This window comes from Denitrificimonas caeni, assembly GCF_027498055.1.
Classification (GTDB): Bacteria; Pseudomonadota; Gammaproteobacteria; order Pseudomonadales; family Pseudomonadaceae; genus Denitrificimonas.
Genome location: NZ_CP114976.1, coordinates 1,526,705 through 1,545,282 on the forward strand (window position 1 = coordinate 1,526,705; position 18,578 = coordinate 1,545,282).

Below are 18,578 nucleotides of genomic sequence, written 5' to 3' on the forward strand. Positions count from 1 at the left end.
TTAACTATATTTTTTATGTGATATTTCAAGCGCTGGTACAGGCATATCACCCTATCTATTCCAGGAATATTCTAAGCAATGAGCAAATCGCTGGTTATCGTAGAGTCCCCTGCTAAGGCGAAGACAATCAACAAGTACTTAGGTAATGAGTACGTGGTGAAGTCCAGTGTGGGCCACATTCGTGATTTACCGACGAGTGGCTCAGGTTCTAAAACGCCAGCTAAGCGTGGTAAAGCAGCTGAAACTGCCGAGCTTACGCCGCAGCAAAAAGCCATGCGCCAATTGGTTGGCCGAATGGGTATTGACCCAGAAAACGGCTGGAAGGCACGCTACGAAATTTTACCTGGCAAAGAAAAAGTAGTTGAAGAGCTACGCCGCTTAGCCAAAGACGCTGACACTATATATCTGGCAACGGACTTGGACCGCGAAGGTGAGGCTATTGCCTGGCATTTGCGTGAAGCCATTGGTGGTGATGACAGCCGTTATAAGCGCGTGGTCTTTAACGAAATCACTAAAAAAGCTATCCAAGGTGCATTTGCTGAGCCAGGACAGTTGGATATTGATCAAGTCAATGCGCAGCAAGCGCGGCGTTTTTTAGACCGCGTGGTTGGTTTTATGGTCTCACCACTGCTGTGGAAGAAAGTAGCCCGCGGACTGTCTGCTGGGCGAGTGCAGTCGGTAGCGGTTAAGTTGGTGGTTGAGCGTGAAAAAGAAATCCGCGCTTTTATTCCTGAAGAGTTTTGGCAGGTGCACGCTGATTTAAACAATGCTGAGCAAGTGAATACGCGCTTTGAAGTTGTGCGCGATTCCGGTAAAGCTTTCCGCCCAGTCAGCAAAGAGCAGACTGATGCTGCATTGGCGGTGCTAAAAAAGGCTGCTTATACGGTTATTAAGCGTGAAGACAAGCCAACTAGCAGTCGTCCAAGCGCACCTTATATTACCTCCACCTTGCAGCAGGCGGCCAGTACTCGCTTAGGTTTCGGCGTGAAGAAAACCATGATGTTGGCACAGCGTTTGTATGAGGCCGGTTACATCACTTATATGCGTACAGACTCAACCAATATCTCCGCCGATGCCATTGAAATGGTGCGCAGCTTTATTGATCAAGAGTTTGGTGCCAAGTATTTGCCAGAAAAGCCTGTTTTTTATAGCAGCAAGCAAGGCGCGCAAGAAGCGCATGAGGCGATTCGCCCATCTGATGTAAATCTCCAGACCTCGCAACTCAAAGGCATGGAGCGCGACTCTGAGCGCCTGTATGAGTTGATTTGGCGTCAGTTTGTTGCCTGTCAAATGCCTGCGGCAGAGTACATTGCGACCAGTTTGACGGTTGAGGCGGCGCAGTTTGATTTGCGTGCCCGTGGACGTATTTTAAAGTTTGACGGTTATACCCGTGTGCAACCTGCGCAAGGCAAAGGTGCCGAGGATGCAGTGTTGCCTGACTTGAAAAAAGGCGATCTGCTCAGCTTAGTGAAGCTGGATCCAACTCAACACTTTACTAAGCCACCGGCACGTTTCAGTGAGGCCAGTTTAGTTAAAGAGCTAGAAAAGCAGGGGATTGGTCGCCCGTCTACCTATGCAGCGATTATTTCCACCATTCAAGACCGTGGTTATGTTGCCTTGCAAAATCGCCGTTTCCATGCGGAAAAGATGGGTGATATTGTTACCGAGCGGCTTGGTGAAAGTTTTGCTGATTTGATGGACTACAACTTTACTGCGCAAATGGAAGAGCGTTTGGATGATGTCGCTCATGGTAAGTTGCAGTGGAAAAAACTGCTTGATGAGTTTTATCAGGATTTTCATAAAAAGCTTGAGCTGGCCAGCGATGCTGAAAATGGTATGCGCGCCAATACCCCAACGCTGACTGACATTCCTTGTAAAGAGTGCGGTCGGCCCATGACGATTCGTACCGCTTCAACAGGGGTGTTTTTAGGTTGCTCAGGTTATGCGCTACCACCTAAAGAGCGTTGCAAATCAACCATGAACTTGGTGCCTGGTGATGAGGTTGCTGCTGATGATGAGGGCGAGTCTGAGTCTTTATTGTTGCGCAATAAGCGGCGTTGTGCGAAGTGCGATACGGCCATGGATGCCTATTTAATTGATGAAACACGTAAGCTGCATGTCTGTGGTAATAACCCAGATTGCACAGGCTTTGAAGTTGAAGAGGGGCATTTTCGCATTAAGGGCTATGAGGGTCCGGTGATCGAGTGCGATAAGTGCGACAGTGATATGCAGTTAAAAACTGGCCGTTTTGGCAAGTACTTTGGCTGCACCAATACTGAGTGTAAAAATACCCGCAAGCTGCTGCGCAGTGGTGAAGCTGCGCCACCTAAAATGGATCCAGTGCCAATGCCAGAGTTGCAGTGCCAAAAGGTCGACGATACTTATGTATTGCGCGATGGTGCTGCTGGAATGTTCTTGGCGGCCAGTCAATTCCCAAAAAAACGTGAAACCCGTGCACCTCTGGTGCTGGAGTTGCTGCCGCATAAGGATGAAATTGATCCTAAGTACCATTACTTAATGAGTGCGCCAACCCATGATCCCGATGGCCTGCCTACGGTCGTGCGTTATAGCCGTAAAAATAAAGAGCAGTACGTGCAGTCGGAAATTGAAGGTAAAGCCAGTGGTTGGAAAGCCCTTTACGATGGCAAAAAGTGGCAGATTGAAGATAAGCGCAAAAAGTAATTTTCTGTTTTAATTGTCAGCGGGGCCGAATTTGGCCCCGCTGTTTTTATCCGTTATTAAGAGTTGTTTATGTCCAGTGCGTTTTTGGAAATAGTTGAATTACCGGACGGCAAGATTGTTTTGCGCCGCGCCGAAGAAGAGAGCCCGTTAGTGACCCTGACCTTTTCCAGTGAGGCCCGCGGTTTTTTAAAGGCTCGCTATATTGATATTGCTAAAGAAATGTTTCATGCAGGATTATTAGCCGCAGGGCATCTCGCTGAAGAAGAGGCAGTCAGCGAGGTGGATGAAGATGATCCAGCCGGGCATACCTTGCATTAAACCCAGGTATGACTAAGTCTGTTTTATTGGGTGCAAGCAAAGTGCGCTTGCCGCAAGCTGAGTACGCATTACTGTTGGATTTCTTAGTTGAACGCTTCCCCGCTATAACTCGAGAAACATGGCAGCAAAGGATGCTCAGCGGCAAAGTTTTGGATGCACAGCAGCGTAGCTTGTTGCCGGCTGAGCCTTATCAAGCTGGCGCCTTGGTGTATTATTTTCGTGAAGTGGCAGATGAGCCACAAGTGCCGTTCACTGAGCACATTTTATATCAAGATGCGCACTTAATTGCCGTGGATAAACCGCATTTTCTACCGACCATGCCGGCTGGGCGTTATGTCGAGGAAACTGTCTTGCGCCGTCTCATGAAGCGTTTAGACAATCCTGATATTGCCCCCATTCATCGGTTGGACCGACTCACAGCTGGGGTTTTATTGTTTTCCGTGAACCCAAAGAGCCGTGATGCTTATCAAGGATTATTCCGTCAGCGCAAAGTGTTTAAATGCTACGAAGCCATAGCGCCGGCATTGCCAGGGCAACAGTGGCCGTACCGGTATCGCAGTCGGCTAGAGCCTGCTGAGCAGTTTTTTCGCATGCAAGAAGTCAGTGGTGTCGCCAACAGTGATACGGTGATTGAGGTTGCTGAGCAAGATGGTGAGTTGTGGCGTTATCGGTTGTACCCAGTGACAGGCCGTAAGCATCAGTTGCGGGTGCACCTAGCAGCCTTAGGTGCTCCCATTGTCAATGATCCTCTCTATCCGCAGTTGCGTGCTCTTGCTGAGCATGAGTCCTACGCCGAGCCGCTTCAACTGCTGGCTAAACAAATTAGTTTTGTTGATCCAGTGAGCGGGATTTTGCGCAGTTTTAAAAGTGAGTTGCAGTTAACACTGTGACTTAGTTAACAAGGGCTGGCCAAAAGCGTGTGAAGTGTCTATAATATGCGCCGGCCAGATCGGCCCCCGTTAAGGTTACTGCAATATCCCGAAGCGCTGCTTCGACTGCTTGTCCTGTAGAGGACTCTCCTAGACGTTTTTTCTAAACAGCGTTCTCGCAAATACTCGCAAATAGGCTGCCAAAAGGGCGACCATTATGGTCATTCACGGTGTGTGCAGCTTTCATGGGTCTTTGCGGATGCACATGAGGCATACCAAATGACCCAAGAAATCCAGCAAGACGTTGGCAGCTTTGCCACACTCGGCCTTCACCCTTCAGTTCTAGCGGCAATTACCGCAGTGGGTTACGAAGAGCCATCCCCGATTCAGATACAGTCTATTCCATTGATTATGGCTGGCCACGATATGATTGGTCAGGCACAAACCGGTACCGGTAAAACCGCTGCGTTTGCGCTGCCTATATTATCCCGTATTGATGCTGAGCGCCGTGAGCCGCAAGTGTTGGTGCTGGCACCTACGCGTGAGTTGGCTTTGCAAGTAGCAACTTCGTTTGAAAGTTTTGCTAAGCAGTTAAAAGGCGTCAATGTTGTCGCCATTTACGGCGGTGCACCAATGGGCCCGCAGCTTAAAGCCATTCGCCAGGGTGCGCAGGTTATTGTTGCCACCCCAGGGCGTTTAGTGGATCACCTCAGTCGCAATGGCGGCATGTTATCCACTGTGCAGTTTTTGGTTTTGGATGAAGCGGACGAGATGCTCAAGCTCGGCTTTATGGATGACTTAGAAGTTATCTTTAATGCCATGCCTGATGCGCGTCAAACAGTGTTGTTCTCAGCAACGCTGCCGGCTTCTATTCGTGGTATTGCTGAAAAGCATTTGCGCAATCCACAGCAAGTTAAAATTGCCAGCAAAACGCAAACCGTTGCCCGCATTGAGCAAGCGCACCTTATGGTGCATGCGGATCAAAAAATTAATGCGGTGTTACGCTTACTCGAAGTCGAAGACTTTGATGCCATGATTGGTTTTGTGCGTACTAAGCAAGCTACGCTGGATATTGCTGCAGCTTTGGAAGCCAAAGGCTACAAGGTTGCTGCATTGAACGGCGACATTGCCCAGAATCAGCGTGAGCGCGTAATCGACTCTTTAAAAGATGGTCGCTTAAATATCGTAATTGCAACCGACGTTGCTGCACGTGGGCTTGATGTGCCGCGTATTACTCACGTTTTTAACATTGATATGCCTTACGATCCAGAATCCTACGTGCACCGTATTGGTCGTACGGGTCGTGCCGGTCGTGATGGTCGTGCACTCTTGTTAGTGACGCCGCGTGAGCGCCGTATGCTGCAAGTGATTGAGCGTGTGACTGGACAAAAAGTTGCAGAAATTTTATTACCCGATGCTAAAGTCATTCTGCAGGCTCGTGTTCGTCGCCTGACGCAAGATATGGCGGCGCGGGTAAAAGATAAAGACAATCACAATACTGAATTGTTAACTCAATTAACCACTGACCTTGATTGCAATGTCGAGCAATTAGCTTTGGCTTTGTTGGCTAAGGTAACTGAAGGTCAGGCCTTTACTTTGGCCGGTGTTGAGCGCGAGCAGCCGGTAATGGCGCCACGCGGTCGTGATGATCGCAATCGTCGCGATGGCCGTGAAGGTGGTGGTGAACGCCGTGAGCGTCGCGCGCCCTTAGCGCTGAGTGAAGGTAAAGTCCGTTGCCGTACAGCCTTAGGTAATCGTGACGGTGTTGCCGCACGTAACTTGCTTGGTGCTATTTTGAATGAAGGCGGTTTGTCCCGCGATGCCATTGGCCGTATTCAAATCCGTGAAAGTTTTAGTTTGGTTGAGTTGCCGGAAGAGGGTTTGGAGCGCTTACTGGGTAAGCTCAAAGATACCCGCGTTGGTGGCAAGCCCCTGAAATTACGCCGCTACCGTGAAGACTAGAATCCAGTTTTAGTCAGCTGCATTGAGCTGGCAGTGATACATAGAAACCGGGCCGACTGCAAAGTTGGCTCGGTTTTTTGTTTTGTGGGGTATTAAGACCAAGTTTGTCTAAGCTGTATTTATGCCAATGGGTTTAGCGCTGTAAGGGTAAGATGAGGTATCCTGCACTGTGTGTTTAATCAGTGCTTTTTAGGAGTCTTGATGAGTTTACGGATTTGTATTTTAGAGGCCGATGATTTGCATCCAGAGCTGCGCGATACCTTTGTTGGTTTTGGGCAGATGTTTAAGCAGTTGTTTAGTCAGCAGGATGCAACTGTTGAGTGCCAGATATTTAATGTAGTTAAAGGCGAGTACCCAGCGCCTGAGCAAGAGTTTGATGCCTACTTGGTAACGGGCAGCAAAGCGGATTCATTTGCTGATGATCCGTGGATAGTTAAACTGCGTAAGTATTTGCGCCAGAGCTACGCGCAGGGCAAGGTGCTGTTGGGTATTTGTTTTGGCCACCAGATTCTAGCCTTGGCCTTGGGCGGTAAAGCGCAGCGCTCTGATAAGGGTTGGGGCATTGGCATGCACCGCTACCGCTTGCTGCAGCGCCCCAGTTGGTTGCCAGCGCAGGCCGATGAGTTTCAGTTGTTAATCAGCCACCGCGATCAAGTGACTGCCTTGCCGGCAGGTGCCAGTGTGTTAGCTAGCAGTGCATTTTGTGAAAATGCTGCGTTTGTACTGGGTCGGCAAGTGTTGTGCTTTCAAGGTCATCCTGAGTTTACCCATGATTTCTCCAGGGGCTTACTAAAGTTGCGTGAGTCGATATATTGCCCGCAACTTTACCAAGCGGCGCAGCAAAGTTTGTCGCAGGAGCATGATGGGCAAATAATTGCGCAATGGATGTTGTGCTTTATTAAGGCCAGTAAAGAGCAGGCTAAGGTGGTTACTGAGCAGGTTGAAAAGCAAGCAAGAGAGTCGCTATGTTCGGCTTAAGTCTGCAGGAGATCAGCCAGTATGTTGTGCCGTTGCTGTTGGCCAGTGTGCTGTGTGCAGCGGCCTTGCAACAGTTTTTGCGCAATAGTAGGTTGCAGCAGCAATTGCTTGAAAGTCAGACAGAGCTTGCGCTGGTGCAGGAGCAACTGCATGAGCAAGACATTGATGTGCAGGTGCTGAGCAGTCAGCAACAGCAATTACAGCTGCAGTTGCAGCAACGTGAAGCAGATTATCAGCAACTCAAGAGCGAGCATGGCGGTTTGCAAGAGCAGCTTGTGCAAGGCCGAGGGGTTGCAGATGCTGCACGCGCGGCCTACCGTGAAATTAAAGAGCAGCAACTGTTGCGCGATAAATCCATCGCAGAGCAGCAAAGAGCGTATAGCGAGCTACAAAAAGATCATCAGCAGTTGCAGCAAGATTACAGTGCTTTAAGTGGCCTAAGTGCGCAAAAAGAGCAGCACTTGTTAGAGCAGCAGCAATTATTAAAAGACAGTCGTGAGCAGCTTAAGCTTGAGTTTGAGCAGCTAGCAACACAGATTTTTGAAGCCCGTGGTCAGTCTTTGACGCAGAGCAGTCAGCAATCATTAGAGGCTATGCTCAGGCCTTTTCGTGAGCAAATTGATGGTTTTCGGCGGAAAGTGGAAGACATTCACCATAAAGATGCCCAGCAGCAAGCCTCTTTACAGCAACAATTATTACAGCTTAAAGAATTGAATCAGCAAGTGACCCGCGAAGCCCATGAGCTCAGCACGGCGCTGCGGGGCCAACAAAAGACCCAGGGCAACTGGGGGGAGTTGATTTTAGAAAATGTGCTCGAGCGCGCTGGCTTACAGCAGGGTAAAGATTTTGCCCGAGAGGTGAGCTTTACCACCAGTGAGGGGCGCAAGCGTCCGGATGCAATAGTTTATTTGCCGCAAAATAAGCACTTAGTTATTGATGCTAAAGTCTCTTTAAATGCCTATTTGCGCTATGTTAATGCAGAAGATGAGTCGTTGCGTGCGCAGGCATTGAGTGAGCATATCAGTGCGTTTTCAGCACGAGTCAGTGAGTTGGCGGAGCGAGATTACGCCGCTTTACCTGGGCTCAATGCACCGGATATGGTGTTTATGTTTGTGCCTATTGAATCAGCCTTTGCCGATGCGATGCGCGCTGATGAAGGCTTGCTGTACAAAGCCATTGAAAAAAATATTCTGATTGCCACCCCCAGCACTTTATTGGCCAGTCTGACAATTGTGCGTCAACTGTGGCGCTTTGAAGAGCAAAGTCAGAGCACTGCTGAACTCGCTGAGCGGGCCAGTAAAGTCTATGACAAGTTGCGGATATTTTTAGGCAGCATGGATGCTATCGGTAATAGCTTAGAGCGCGCGCAAGACGCTTACCGTAAAGCCTGTGATCAGTTGGTCAATGGCCGGGGTAATTTAATCAAGCAGGCGAGCGACTTTCAGCAGCTGGGGGTTGCGGTTAAGACAGAAATTGCCGAGCAGTGGCAGGATCGCGCACGGCTCGAATTAACCCAGAGTGCGGACAGCAGTGCTGCTGATTAACCTTTAAGGTGACGACGCAACTTTTCGATAGCTTGCACCGAAGCCTGTTTGTGTTGCAGTTCTAACTCGGCGAGGAGGCGCTCATGGGGCTGTTTTTCTGCGCTACTGAGTGCCCGCCAAGCATCGTGGCTGGGGATGTGCTGAGTTGCCTCAAATACTTGATGCAGCACTTGGTAGTCCGTTTGCAAGCCAAGCTCAAAATCATAATGATCTAGCAGTACCTTGATGCGGATACAGCCTTCCGCCCAGGGCATTTGCTCGGTGATAAAACTCTCAGTTAAAACCACTAATTCATCATGCAGTTGTACTTTTTGTGCGGCCCGTTGTTGCTGACGCTGTTGTTCGGTTCGCCACACGCGCCGCCACAGCACCAGAGAGTAAGCGGCTAAGGCTAGAATAAAAACCGCACCGGCAATCATCGATAGCATTAGCATGTTAGGCACCGTGGCATTTTTTGTATTTTTTCTGGCTACCGCATGGGCAAGGATCATTACGGCCAATAGCTTTCAATGGGTTGGTGACTGGCTCTTGGGGACCATGATTGCAATGCGGTCCATGTACGTGTGGCTGTTCATTGTGGTGGCCATGCTCGTGTTGGCAGTCAGGGCCGTGAACGTGTTGTGTAGAAGGCATATTAATTACTCGCGAATGTAGTCGCTGGGAATGATATCACCGTGACGAATAAGATTGATTTCTTTACCGAAAAAATGCCCAGTTTTTACATCTGCATGCAGTGCGTAATGGATAGGCTGATCCGGTTTGTCGAGCATCCGCAGTATGACTTTCATATGTCGCCATAAATTGGTGTGTAGCGGTATTTGAAAATACGCATGGCCGTAAGCAGGTACAGTCAACCACTGATTGTTGCTACCAGTTGCTAGCGGTGTGTCGTTGAGTAAAACTCGGTAGTTAATGCTGCGCATAGGCAGGCTTTGGGCATTTGGGTTATCCACTCGAAAATGCAGGATAAACTGCTGTTCAAGTAATTTAGCATGCACCAACTCCACATCGACCAGTTGTACGTCTGGCTTTTTAAAACTGCTTTTGCCTCCGGTCGAGCAGGCGCTGAGGTAACTTAACAGGACGATGAAAACTAAGTATGCTGATGTTCTTTTTATAATTGCTAAATAGCTCATTGATTAACTCCAAATCCAACGGCAGTGTATCAAGCAAATGTTAGCTGCGGTATATAAACATGCAAAGTGCCAGTTTGTGTAAGGTATAGCAATTAGAGCGCAGTGCGAACCAGCAATAGGAAGAGGGTTAAGTATGCAACAGTTTGAAATTGCTTTTTCTGGACAGATAGCGCCTGGGGCAGAACTGAGTCAGGTGAAAGCCGCTATTGCTCGCCTCTTTAAAGCCGATGAGGCACTGTTGGCACGGCTGTTCTCTGGGCAGCGGATGATCATTAAACAAAGCGTTGACGCAGCAGCAGCGGCAAAGTATCAGTCAGCTTTCCAGCGCGCAGGAGCAGTGCTAGAAGTGCGTGACCTGTCAGCGCCAATCATCGAGGAAATTGTTCCAGGCTTGCCGGCTGAAGAGCCCGCTGCAGAGCCGCAGCAAGGTGCAGAAGCAACAACAGCAATGCTGCAAGTGACGCCCCGCGACGAATATATGGCTGCCTTTAAAGATGTACAGGCTCCAGATTTTGGTATTGCAGCGTTGGGTGATGATTTGCAGCCGCAGCCCGTTGCTGCAGCAGCGCCTGATCTGGACTTATCGGCCTTGAGCTTAGCGCCGGCGGGCAGTGACCTGGGGCAGTTGGCTGGTGCCGAAGCCATTGCAGTGCCTGATATAACCCATCTGAAACTGCTGGATAACGACTAAATAAATCTCTGAAGAACGACCTGCGTAGCTACCACTGCGTTAACAGCTTACTCAAAATGCTCATTGACTCGTTGTAAACTGCGCTTGTTCGCAAGTTTGGCCTTGTATTAACGTCCTCGGTAGCGTTATGCAGAGGTTTCTAAAGTCCAGCTTGGCTCTAGAAGTAGGGTGCGCAGCATTTTTTAAACTTTAGGGTGCTACCGCAGGGGCAAGGGGCATTGCGTTCTGCCCGTAGCGGCACATTCGGGTCATAAAAATACCAGTGCGTGCCGAGCTTAATAAATAATGAGCTTTCTTGATGTTGATGTTGTCCCTGTGCATCTTGCCAGTGAGCAATGAATTCCACTGTGGCATGGCGTTGGTCTGGGGCAAGACTGGTTTGATTGATTTCCAGGCCCAGCCATTGACTATTTTGACTCCACTGCGCAATGGCATCGGTGTCCAAGTGTGCTTGTTGAGCGGGTAGGCTGGTGTTTTTTATAAAGGCAATATTGTGCAGCACGTAAGCACTGTAGCGTGCCCGCATGAGAGCTGGCGCAGTGCTTGGAGTCGTACCGTTATGGTAGCGCTGACAACATTGTTGATAGGTTTTTTCAGGGTTGCAGGGGCAAGTGGCAAGAGCAGTCATAGAGAATCCGTAGAGCACAAAGCGTTTAAGCAGGCTATTATACGTTTATTAGTGGGTACTGAACAAACGTACAGTTCGAGAATATGGACACAGCATGCTCAGCGATGAATTAAAAAATACCATTCAAGGTGCGTATACACGCTTTTTGGAGAGTAAAAACCTGAAAGCGCGTTATGGACAGCGCCTGATGATTGCCGAGGTGGCAAAAGCACTCGGCAATATACCTGTGGATGAAGAGGGTAAGCGTTCCGGTGCACCGGCGGTGATTGCCATTGAAGCGGGTACCGGAACCGGCAAAACCGTAGCTTATAGCTTGGCGGCGATACCAGCAGCGAAAGCGGCGGGTAAGCGCTTAGTTATAGCCACGGCAACAGTGGCGCTGCAAGAGCAAATCGTTGATAAAGACCTGCCGGATATCATTAGAAATAGCGGTTTGAACTTTAGTTATGCTTTGGCTAAGGGCCGTGGTCGTTATTTGTGTTTATCTAAGCTCGACGCTTTATCCCAGCACGGCGAAGCTGAGCAAGCTACAGCGCAGTTATTTGCTGATGAAGGCTTTCATATCGAAGTGGATAACGCTAGCGAGAAACTGTTCACAGAAATGATCAATACGCTCGCCAGTAATCGTTGGGACGGTGATCGCGACAGTTGGCCGCAAGTAATTGAAGATGTGACATGGTCTAGGGTCACCACCGATCATACCCAGTGCACCGGTCGTCATTGCGCTAATTTTCAGCAGTGCGCTTTTTATAAGGCACGTGAAGGCATGACTAAGGTGGACGTTATTGTCACCAACCACGATATGGTTCTCGCCGACTTGGCGTTAGGCGGTGGTGCGGTGTTGCCCGATCCCCGTGAAACCATTTATGTATTTGATGAAGGCCACCATTTACCTGATAAGGCTATTGGACATTTTGCCCACTTTACCCGCTTGCGCTCCACGGCAGACTGGCTGGGCCAAGTGGAAAAGAACCTGACTCGCTTGCTCGCGCAAAATCCGCTGCCCGGTGATTTTGGCCGTTTGCTTGAGCCGGTGCCGGAAATGGCGAAAAGTTTGCGTACGCAAATGCAGTTTATGTTTACATTCTGTGAGCAGTTGGCAGAATTTCGTCCCAATAGCGATCCAGATAACTATGAAAAACCCCGTTATCGTTTTGTCGGTGGGGTGGTGCCAGAGGAAATGCGCGAGTTGGGGCAGGAGTTGAAAAAAGAGTTCAGCAAGTTGACCGATATCTTCAGTCGCGTCACTGAACTGTTGAAAAAAGCCATGGATGATGAGCCAGGTTTGGGCGTACCCAGTCATCAGGCTGAAGAGTGGTACCCGTTATTTGGTAGTTTGCTGGCGCGCGCAGATAATAACCAAGAGTTGTGGACCGCCTTTACCGCAGAGGATCCGGAGAAAAGCCCGCCCATGGCGCGCTGGTTATCTTTGGCTGATAGTGGCGGCTCTTTTGACATTGATGTGAATGCCAGTCCGATTTTAGCTGCAGAAACCCTGCGTCGACATTTGTGGAATGTCGCCCATGGTGCTTTAGTAACTTCGGCAACCTTAACTGCACTGGGAACCTTTGATCGCTTTAATATGCGTGCAGGCTTGCCCTATGAGTCAATCAAAACCACGGTGCCCAGTCCTTTTAAGTATGCTGAGGCAGGTGTGTTGCGCGTGCCTGATTTGCGTGCCGACCCCCGTGACTCTGAGGCGCATACGCAAGCTATTGTGCGTGATTTGCCGGCAATGTTGGAGGGAGCGCAGGGAAGTTTGGTGCTGTTTTCATCACGGCGGCAAATGCGCGATGTGTTTGCTGGTGTTGATCTTGAGTGGCGCAAACGGGTGTTGCTGCAAGGAGAGTTATCCCGTCAAGCGACGTTAGCTAAGCACCGTGAGCAGATCGATAAAGATCAAGTCAGTGTGCTCTTTGGTTTAGCCAGTTTTGCTGAAGGCATCGACTTGCCTGGAGCCTACTGTCAGCATGTAGTGATAGCTAAAATCCCGTTTGCGGTTCCTGATGATCCTGTGGAAGCAGCATTAGCGGAATGGATTGAGGCCCGCGGTGGTAATCCCTTTATGGAAATTGCCGTGCCAGATGCCTCGTTACGTTTGGTACAAGCCTGCGGACGCTTGCTGCGTAATGAGCAAGATACCGGCAGTATCACCTTGCTGGATCGGCGTCTGGTCACGCAGCGCTACGGCAAAGCGATTTTAAATTCACTGCCGCCATTTCGGCGTGAAATTGACTAAGTATTCACAGTTATAGATAGAGGTCAGTATGCATCTTGACGGCAGCAGTGACAGCGCATTTTCCAGTGTGCTTGACGTATTCAGTCAGCTTTTAGAAGATCCAGAGCAGCGTGGTGCATCGCTGTGTGTGCAGGTTGCTGGGGAGACTGTGCTGGATGTCTGGGGTGGCGTAATTGATCGCCATGGCGAGCAACTGTGGCAGCGCGATACCCTGGTCAATATTTTTTCCAGCGGCAAGCCTGTGGCTGCTGTTGTGCTATTGCAGATGGTCGCCGAGGGGCGCTTGCAACTGGACACACCTTTGCAGGAGTATTGGCCGGAACTGGCTCAGCAAGGTCAGCAGCACATTACTTTGCGCCATGTGCTCAGTCATCAGGCAGGCTTACCGGCGATACTGGAGCCACTGGCAGCAGAAGCGCTTTATGATTGGTCGCAGATGCTGGCAGCCTTAGAAAATACCCCGCCTTGGTGGACGCCTGGACAGGCGCATGGTTATGCGCCAATGACCTATGGGTGGCTAGTGGGGGAGTTGATTCAGCGCATTGACGGCTGTGATCCACGCACTGCAATTGCCAAGCGTATTGCTGAGCCGCTGCAATTGGCCTTGTATTTGGGCGTCAGTGAGCAGCAGTTGGCGCAAGTGGGTGATGTCATGCGGATGAAAGGTGCAGTAGTTGATACTGCGGCAATGCGTTTGATGCAAACTATAGGTAGCAATCCGCAAAGTATGAGTGCTAAGGCTTTTGCCAATCCGACATCGATGATGACGAGCACCAATAAGCCAGAGTGGCGTCTGATGCAGCAACCCGCGGCGAATATGCATGCTACTGCGCGAGGTTTGGCTGGTTTTTATACAGGCCTGCTGCAAGGGCAATTGCTTGATGAGGAGTTGCTCAATGCGATGCTGACAGAGCACAGTGCAGGCGCGGATTTAACTTTGTTGACTGACACGCGTTTTGGCTTGGGTTGCATGCTGGAGCAGGCAGATCAGTTGCCTGCCAGTTATGCCTTAGGGCCGCACAGTTTTGGTCATCCTGGTGCTGGCGGTACTTTAGGCTGCGCTGACCCGGAGCGTGAAGTGAGCGTAGCGTTTGTCACCAATAGCTTAGGTGCTAGTGTGCTTATGGATCCGCGGGCACAGAAAATTAACGCAGCGTTGAAGAAGTGTCTATAGGCAGTTGTGCAGTGCGCAGGACTGTTTTGTGGGCAGGGTTTGAGTTTGGTTGGGCTGATGCTGTATCGCTAAACCCCGGTTAATGCGTTAGCGCCAGACCGACAATTGAGCACGGTGTATACGTGCAACAATTGTCGGCTGTTTAGGCGGCTGGTTAGCTGCTTTGCTCTGCGTGTTCGCAGGCTTGTAAAGTATTTTCCAGCAAGCAAGCACGGGTCATTGGTCCAACGCCGCCTGGTACAGGGGTGATCCAGGCAGCACGTTCTAAGGCTGCAGCGAAACCGACATCACCGACCAGCTTGCCGTCAGCTTGGCGGTTGATGCCCACATCAATCACTATGGCGCCGGGCTTGATCCATTCGCCTTTGACTAAGTCTGGAATACCCACGGCCACTACAACTAGGTCGGCGCGGCGCACATGGCTGGCTAAATCTTCAGTAAAGCGGTGGGTGATGGTGGTGGTGCAGCCAGCCAGCAGTAGCTCAAGTGCCATTGGGCGACCCACAATATTGGAAGCACCAACAACGACAGCATCCAAACCGTGTAAGTCAACGCCAGTGTGCTCCAGTAAAGTCATGATGCCTTTGGGGGTGCAAGAGCGCAGTAAAGGCATGCGTTGCGCTAAACGGCCTACGTTATAAGGATGGAAGCCGTCCACATCTTTGAAGGGGCTGATGCGCTCCAGCAATAAAGATGAGTCGAGGTGGGCAGGCAGGGGGAGTTGAACAAGAATGCCATCAACACTGTCGTCAGCATTTAACTGATCAATTAAATCCAGTAACTGAGCTTGTGTGGTGCTTGCTGGCAAATCATAGGCTTGGGATTGGAAGCCTACTTGCTCGCAATCTTTGCGTTTGTGCGCAACATAAACTTCAGAAGCTGGATCATTACCGACTAAAATCACTGCTAAGCCCGGTGCGCGTAAACCTTGGCTGAGACGAGTCTGTACTTTTTGAGCAATATTTTGACGAATATTTGCGGCGATCTGTTTGCCGTCAATCAATTGTGCGGTCATGGGGTCATTAGCCATACTGATATCAATAAAAAAGATGTGGGCTATTCTCGCACGACCGGCTGGATCCGGCAAAGATACATGCGAGGTATTTTATCTCTCTGCAGTATCTATTTGATTCTTTTGAAAATAATAGTTGACGGCATGTCAGTAGCTCTGTAATATTCACCCCGCTTACCCAGTACAGCCTGAAGCTGGATACGAAAGCTGAACAATTTATTGCTCAGTAATCGAGCCTTGAGTCAGTTACTTATTTATAGGTAACGGCAACAAGCGCCCGTAGCTCAGTCGGATAGAGCACCCGCCTTCTAAGCGGGTGGTCGCAGGTTCGAATCCTGCCGGGCGCGCCAATAGGCGAGGCTGGTAAGTTAGGAAAGTTTGATGTAAGATACGCAACGCAATATGGTGGGCGTAGCTCAGTTGGTAGAGCACGGGATTGTGATTCCCGGTGTCGTGGGTTCGAGACCCATCGTCCACCCCATATTTTACAAAGCAAATTGTCTCTTGCTTTGTGGCTAGATTGACTGCGGACGTGGTGGAATTGGTAGACACACCAGATTTAGGTTCTGGCGCCGCGAGGTGTGAGAGTTCGAGTCTCTCTGTCCGCACCATCTAAAGGCTGTTAAGCCTGTGAATAAAAAGCCTCTTAATTGAGGTTTTTTTATGCCTGCTCGTTTATTTCCCTTCTTTTGATTCCGCAGTTAACCCTTGTTTTTGGGCTGAAACCGCTGAGTAGAGTGCATTGTGCTTGCTGAGTGGTTGGAGTAATAGTCGCCCAGTGCAGAGTAATCAATTTAATACCCCTATTTTTAATCAAGCTTGCGTCGATATTTAAGCCTTAGACTGTGATTGAGTGGGTGCAGAGGTATGCCTCGGTGTGCCTAGCGTTCGAGTGCCAACTGCAGTCAAGGAGAGGAATATGTTTGCCGAACACTATTTGATGATTAAAAATATACATATTGGCCTAGCGATACTGAGCGGTACTTTGTTTGTGCTGCGCGGTTTGTGGGTTTTGCTGTTGGGTGCTGGTGGTGTGCTGCAGCGACAGGTTAATCGCGGCAGCTATGTAGTGGACAGTTGTTTGCTGCTGGCAGCACTATGGCTTTTACTGACGCTAAACTTTGCACCTTTGTCGGCAGCTTGGTTGCAAGCAAAGCTGGTGCTGCTGGTGCTGTATGTGTTGTTTGGGGTGCTAGCCTTTCGGCATAAGTACAGTTTAAAACTGCGTTGGTTGGCCTATATCGCAGCTTTATGCTGTTTTGCTGGGATGTATTACTCGGCACGCATGCATCAACCGTTTGCCGGGCTATTCGGTTGAGCGCTGCAGTGATGGCTTAGGCTGCAGGCTACTTACTGTTATTTCGCGGCGGCTGTGGCAGTAATAAAGTCGTGTCGGTGCTGGGCTTCTTGCTGTAAAAGCCTTTTGGTGCTTTGCCTTTTAAGTACCAAGCGAAGGCAATAATTTCAGCAACGGTGTGGTACAGGGACTCTGGAATGGCGTCGCCGAGCTCTAAGCGCGCCAGTAAGCGCACTAAATCAGCGTTTTCATAAATGGGAACATCGTTTTCACGGGCAATTTGTAAAATTTCTTCAGCGAGGGCGTCATTGCCTTTGGCCGTTAGGTTGGGAGCGTTTTCGCCATCATATTTTAAGGCAATAGCTTGTTTTTCACTGGCTTTAGTCATGCTAAATCATCAATCCAACGTTGCTGTAGAGCAGTTTTGGCACCCTGAGCAGGTACGCCTTGGCGGCAGCTTAAATCTTTTACGGTGAGACCGATACCCAGTAAGCGCTCACGTAAGTACTCGAGCTCATGGTCAATTAACTCAGCGGTGGGGCCATGTAGCGCCCAAAGTTGCCCAGAGATTGCGCCACCTTGTAAGTTGGCCTGGATGTGCAGCGGCCCCAGCGGCTCTAAATCAAAGCTTAAATCGATTTTCCACACAGCTTCTGCAGGTTCATTGGCGTTGCTTTGTGCAGGTTCTTCGTGCTGAAATTTAATTTGCAAAGGCACAATCTGGTGTTGGTCGCGGGTTGGTATTTCAATTTGCCAAACCGTGACCTGAGTGCCTTCGCTGTTGGTATGGGTTTGCCCAAGGCTTGATAGCTGGTGGGTCTGTAAACGAGAGACGGCCGCTGCCGCCAAGCGTAAGAGCGCGCCTAAGTCATTGGGATTGTCTAGAGATTGCAACACGCGACTGGGGAGCGGAAAGCGTAAAGCTTGTTCGTACAGTTGCGCCTGGATATTCCCCAGTAGTTGATCACGCAGCAGGCTGGGCAAGGCTTGTGCGAGTACTGCGCTTTGTGCTGTGGCTAAGCTAGGGTTGCTGTTGGGTAGCATCGGCATGAGCTGCGCAATTAAGCGCAAAAGGTTGGCTTTTACGTCTTGGTTGGCGCTGTCGAGTGCGCCGCTGGCTAAACGATTTTCCAGTTGTGCACCGCTATTAATAAGGCTTTGTGCAAGCTTTTTGGGATCGCTAAGCTGATCTAGGGGCATTAGCGTGCCAAGTAATTGTTGCAAGGTCTTTTGAGCTTCTGGTGAAAGGCTGGATAATGCAACGCCGCTGAGGCTACTAAACAACTGGCTGAGTGAGCCTTGCTGACTGAACTGTTTTTGCAGTTCTTGATTAATTGCTAGAGGTTCCAAGCGTATATTTACAGGCTGAAAAGTCAGTTGCTGGGCATTGTCAACTCGGGCATTGATTAAGCTGTTGAGGGGCAATAACTTAGGACTATCAAGCTGCAGTTGCTGTCCGGCTAGGGCGCCACTGGTCAGGCTGATTACTGTTTTAAAGCCGCCTTGTGGGTTGGCTGTAACCTGAGTTACTTTTCCTTCAACTAGAGATCCGGGTGGCAATGCGCTGGTATCAATGCGCGTAGCTGCGGCTGCCTGCTGGGTAGGGATCAAATTAAAGCTCAGCTGGTGTGTAGATATAGCGGTGACACTCAGGGTGCTGCCAGTTGTTAGGGGCTGACTGGTTTGTACTTCAATGGTGCGTTGCTGGCCGTTATTCAGTGACAAGCGCAGCATCACTTGAAAGGCTTGTTGGGCTTCACGTAAAGCCAGCACTTGGGCTTGTGCCGAGTCACCAGTCTTGAACTGAGCGGGTAGAGCGCCCTGTAATTGCAATACCGGATTAGCCACTGTTGCACTCGGGCGCTGTGCATTGCTGGTGCTAGGCGGTGGGGGAGAGGAAGAGATTTTACTGGCCATTTGGATTGCAACCTATTGTAAATGCTTTGTAAATGCCCGCTGCGCTAACTGTATAGCTGTGTATAATCGCAACTTATTTATAGTGTCTGTAGCGGCAGTATAGCTGCTCTATACAATTGACTTGGTTTTTT

17 protein-coding genes and 3 tRNA genes are annotated in these 18,578 nt (G+C 49.8%); 13 read left to right on the top strand and 7 right to left on the bottom strand.

Annotation, left to right across the window (positions count from 1 at the left end; genetic code table 11):
- Window positions 1–78: 78 nt before the first annotated feature.
- The 6 genes from topA to rmuC all read left to right on the top strand — a co-directional run bounded on the left by topA (window position 79) and on the right by rmuC (window position 8,353).
- Window positions 79–2,682 (top strand): type I DNA topoisomerase, encoded by a 2,604-nt coding sequence (gene topA, locus O6P33_RS07245; RefSeq protein WP_269817127.1) that lies wholly within the window; start codon window positions 79–81, stop codon window positions 2,680–2,682.
- Between the two features lie 69 nt (window positions 2,683–2,751).
- Window positions 2,752–3,000, top strand: coding sequence for a hypothetical protein (locus O6P33_RS07250; RefSeq protein WP_269817128.1), 249 nt, complete (start codon window positions 2,752–2,754; stop codon window positions 2,998–3,000).
- Between the two features lie 8 nt (window positions 3,001–3,008).
- On the top strand, window positions 3,009–3,890 hold the full coding sequence (locus O6P33_RS07255; protein ID WP_269817129.1) for a pseudouridine synthase: 882 nt from the start codon (window positions 3,009–3,011) through the stop codon (window positions 3,888–3,890).
- A 258-nt stretch (window positions 3,891–4,148) separates the two neighbouring features.
- Window positions 4,149–5,831: a DEAD/DEAH box helicase gene (locus O6P33_RS07260; RefSeq protein ID WP_420094933.1), complete on the top strand. Its 1,683-nt coding sequence runs from the start codon at window positions 4,149–4,151 to the stop codon at window positions 5,829–5,831.
- Window positions 5,832–6,032: 201 nt separating this feature from the next.
- Window positions 6,033–6,809 carry an amidotransferase gene (locus tag O6P33_RS07265; RefSeq protein ID WP_269817130.1) on the top strand — a complete coding sequence of 259 codons (777 nt, stop codon included), beginning with the start codon at window positions 6,033–6,035 and terminating at the stop codon, window positions 6,807–6,809.
- The gene (gene rmuC, locus O6P33_RS07270; protein ID WP_269817131.1) at window positions 6,797–8,353 is read left to right on the top strand and encodes a DNA recombination protein RmuC; all 1,557 of its coding nucleotides are present in this window, start codon (window positions 6,797–6,799) and stop codon (window positions 8,351–8,353) included. The genes O6P33_RS07265 and rmuC overlap by 13 nt, the downstream gene beginning before the upstream one ends.
- Here the strand turns inward: rmuC and O6P33_RS07275 are convergent.
- The 3 genes from O6P33_RS07275 to O6P33_RS07285 are packed head-to-tail and all read right to left on the bottom strand — an operon-like array spanning window position 8,350 to window position 9,489.
- Window positions 8,350–8,787 (bottom strand): DUF2489 domain-containing protein, encoded by a 438-nt coding sequence (locus O6P33_RS07275; RefSeq protein WP_269817132.1) that lies wholly within the window; start codon window positions 8,785–8,787, stop codon window positions 8,350–8,352. The two genes, rmuC and O6P33_RS07275, sit on opposite strands and share 4 nt — an antisense overlap.
- Before the next feature lies 1 nt (window position 8,788).
- Window positions 8,789–8,986 (bottom strand): SEC-C metal-binding domain-containing protein, encoded by a 198-nt coding sequence (locus O6P33_RS07280; RefSeq protein ID WP_269817133.1) that lies wholly within the window; start codon window positions 8,984–8,986, stop codon window positions 8,789–8,791.
- A 5-nt stretch (window positions 8,987–8,991) separates the two neighbouring features.
- The gene (locus tag O6P33_RS07285) at window positions 8,992–9,489 is read right to left on the bottom strand and encodes an LEA type 2 family protein (RefSeq protein ID WP_269817134.1); all 498 of its coding nucleotides are present in this window, start codon (window positions 9,487–9,489) and stop codon (window positions 8,992–8,994) included.
- Window positions 9,490–9,622: 133 nt separating this feature from the next.
- Here O6P33_RS07285 and O6P33_RS07290 point away from each other — a divergent pair, with 133 nt between their 5' ends.
- Window positions 9,623–10,180 carry a hypothetical protein gene (locus tag O6P33_RS07290; RefSeq protein ID WP_269817135.1) on the top strand — a complete coding sequence of 186 codons (558 nt, stop codon included), beginning with the start codon at window positions 9,623–9,625 and terminating at the stop codon, window positions 10,178–10,180.
- A gap of 157 nt (window positions 10,181–10,337) precedes the next feature.
- Here O6P33_RS07290 and O6P33_RS07295 read toward each other — a convergent pair whose 3' ends face one another.
- Window positions 10,338–10,808, bottom strand: coding sequence for a YchJ family protein (locus tag O6P33_RS07295; protein WP_269817136.1), 471 nt, complete (start codon window positions 10,806–10,808; stop codon window positions 10,338–10,340).
- 94 nt (window positions 10,809–10,902) lie between these two features.
- Between O6P33_RS07295 and dinG the strand changes: the two genes are divergently transcribed.
- The gene (dinG, locus tag O6P33_RS07300) at window positions 10,903–13,047 is read left to right on the top strand and encodes an ATP-dependent DNA helicase DinG (protein ID WP_269817137.1); all 2,145 of its coding nucleotides are present in this window, start codon (window positions 10,903–10,905) and stop codon (window positions 13,045–13,047) included.
- Window positions 13,048–13,075: 28 nt separating this feature from the next.
- Window positions 13,076–14,221, top strand: coding sequence for a serine hydrolase domain-containing protein (locus tag O6P33_RS07305; RefSeq protein ID WP_269817138.1), 1,146 nt, complete (start codon window positions 13,076–13,078; stop codon window positions 14,219–14,221).
- 154 nt (window positions 14,222–14,375) lie between these two features.
- On the opposite strand, the gene folD is transcribed toward O6P33_RS07305, so the two are convergent.
- On the bottom strand, window positions 14,376–15,236 hold the full coding sequence (gene folD, locus O6P33_RS07310) for a bifunctional methylenetetrahydrofolate dehydrogenase/methenyltetrahydrofolate cyclohydrolase FolD (protein ID WP_269819487.1): 861 nt from the start codon (window positions 15,234–15,236) through the stop codon (window positions 14,376–14,378).
- A gap of 270 nt (window positions 15,237–15,506) precedes the next feature.
- Here folD and O6P33_RS07315 point away from each other — a divergent pair.
- The 4 genes from O6P33_RS07315 to O6P33_RS07330 all read left to right on the top strand — a co-directional run bounded on the left by O6P33_RS07315 (window position 15,507) and on the right by O6P33_RS07330 (window position 16,551).
- Window positions 15,507–15,583: transfer RNA gene (locus tag O6P33_RS07315), tRNA-Arg, on the top strand.
- 55 nt (window positions 15,584–15,638) lie between these two features.
- Window positions 15,639–15,714: transfer RNA gene (locus O6P33_RS07320), tRNA-His, on the top strand.
- Window positions 15,715–15,759: 45 nt separating this feature from the next.
- Window positions 15,760–15,844: transfer RNA gene (locus tag O6P33_RS07325), tRNA-Leu, on the top strand.
- Window positions 15,845–16,152: 308 nt separating this feature from the next.
- Window positions 16,153–16,551: a SirB2 family protein gene (locus O6P33_RS07330; protein WP_269817139.1), complete on the top strand. Its 399-nt coding sequence runs from the start codon at window positions 16,153–16,155 to the stop codon at window positions 16,549–16,551.
- A gap of 28 nt (window positions 16,552–16,579) precedes the next feature.
- On the opposite strand, the gene O6P33_RS07335 is transcribed toward O6P33_RS07330, so the two are convergent.
- A complete protein-coding gene (locus O6P33_RS07335; RefSeq protein ID WP_269817140.1) occupies window positions 16,580–16,918 on the bottom strand; it encodes an EscU/YscU/HrcU family type III secretion system export apparatus switch protein in 339 nt (112 codons plus the stop codon).
- Window positions 16,915–18,447 carry a flagellar hook-length control protein FliK gene (locus O6P33_RS07340; protein ID WP_269817141.1) on the bottom strand — a complete coding sequence of 511 codons (1,533 nt, stop codon included), beginning with the start codon at window positions 18,445–18,447 and terminating at the stop codon, window positions 16,915–16,917. Before O6P33_RS07340 ends, O6P33_RS07335 begins: the two co-directional genes overlap by 4 nt.
- Between the last annotated feature and the right edge of the window lie 131 nt (window positions 18,448–18,578).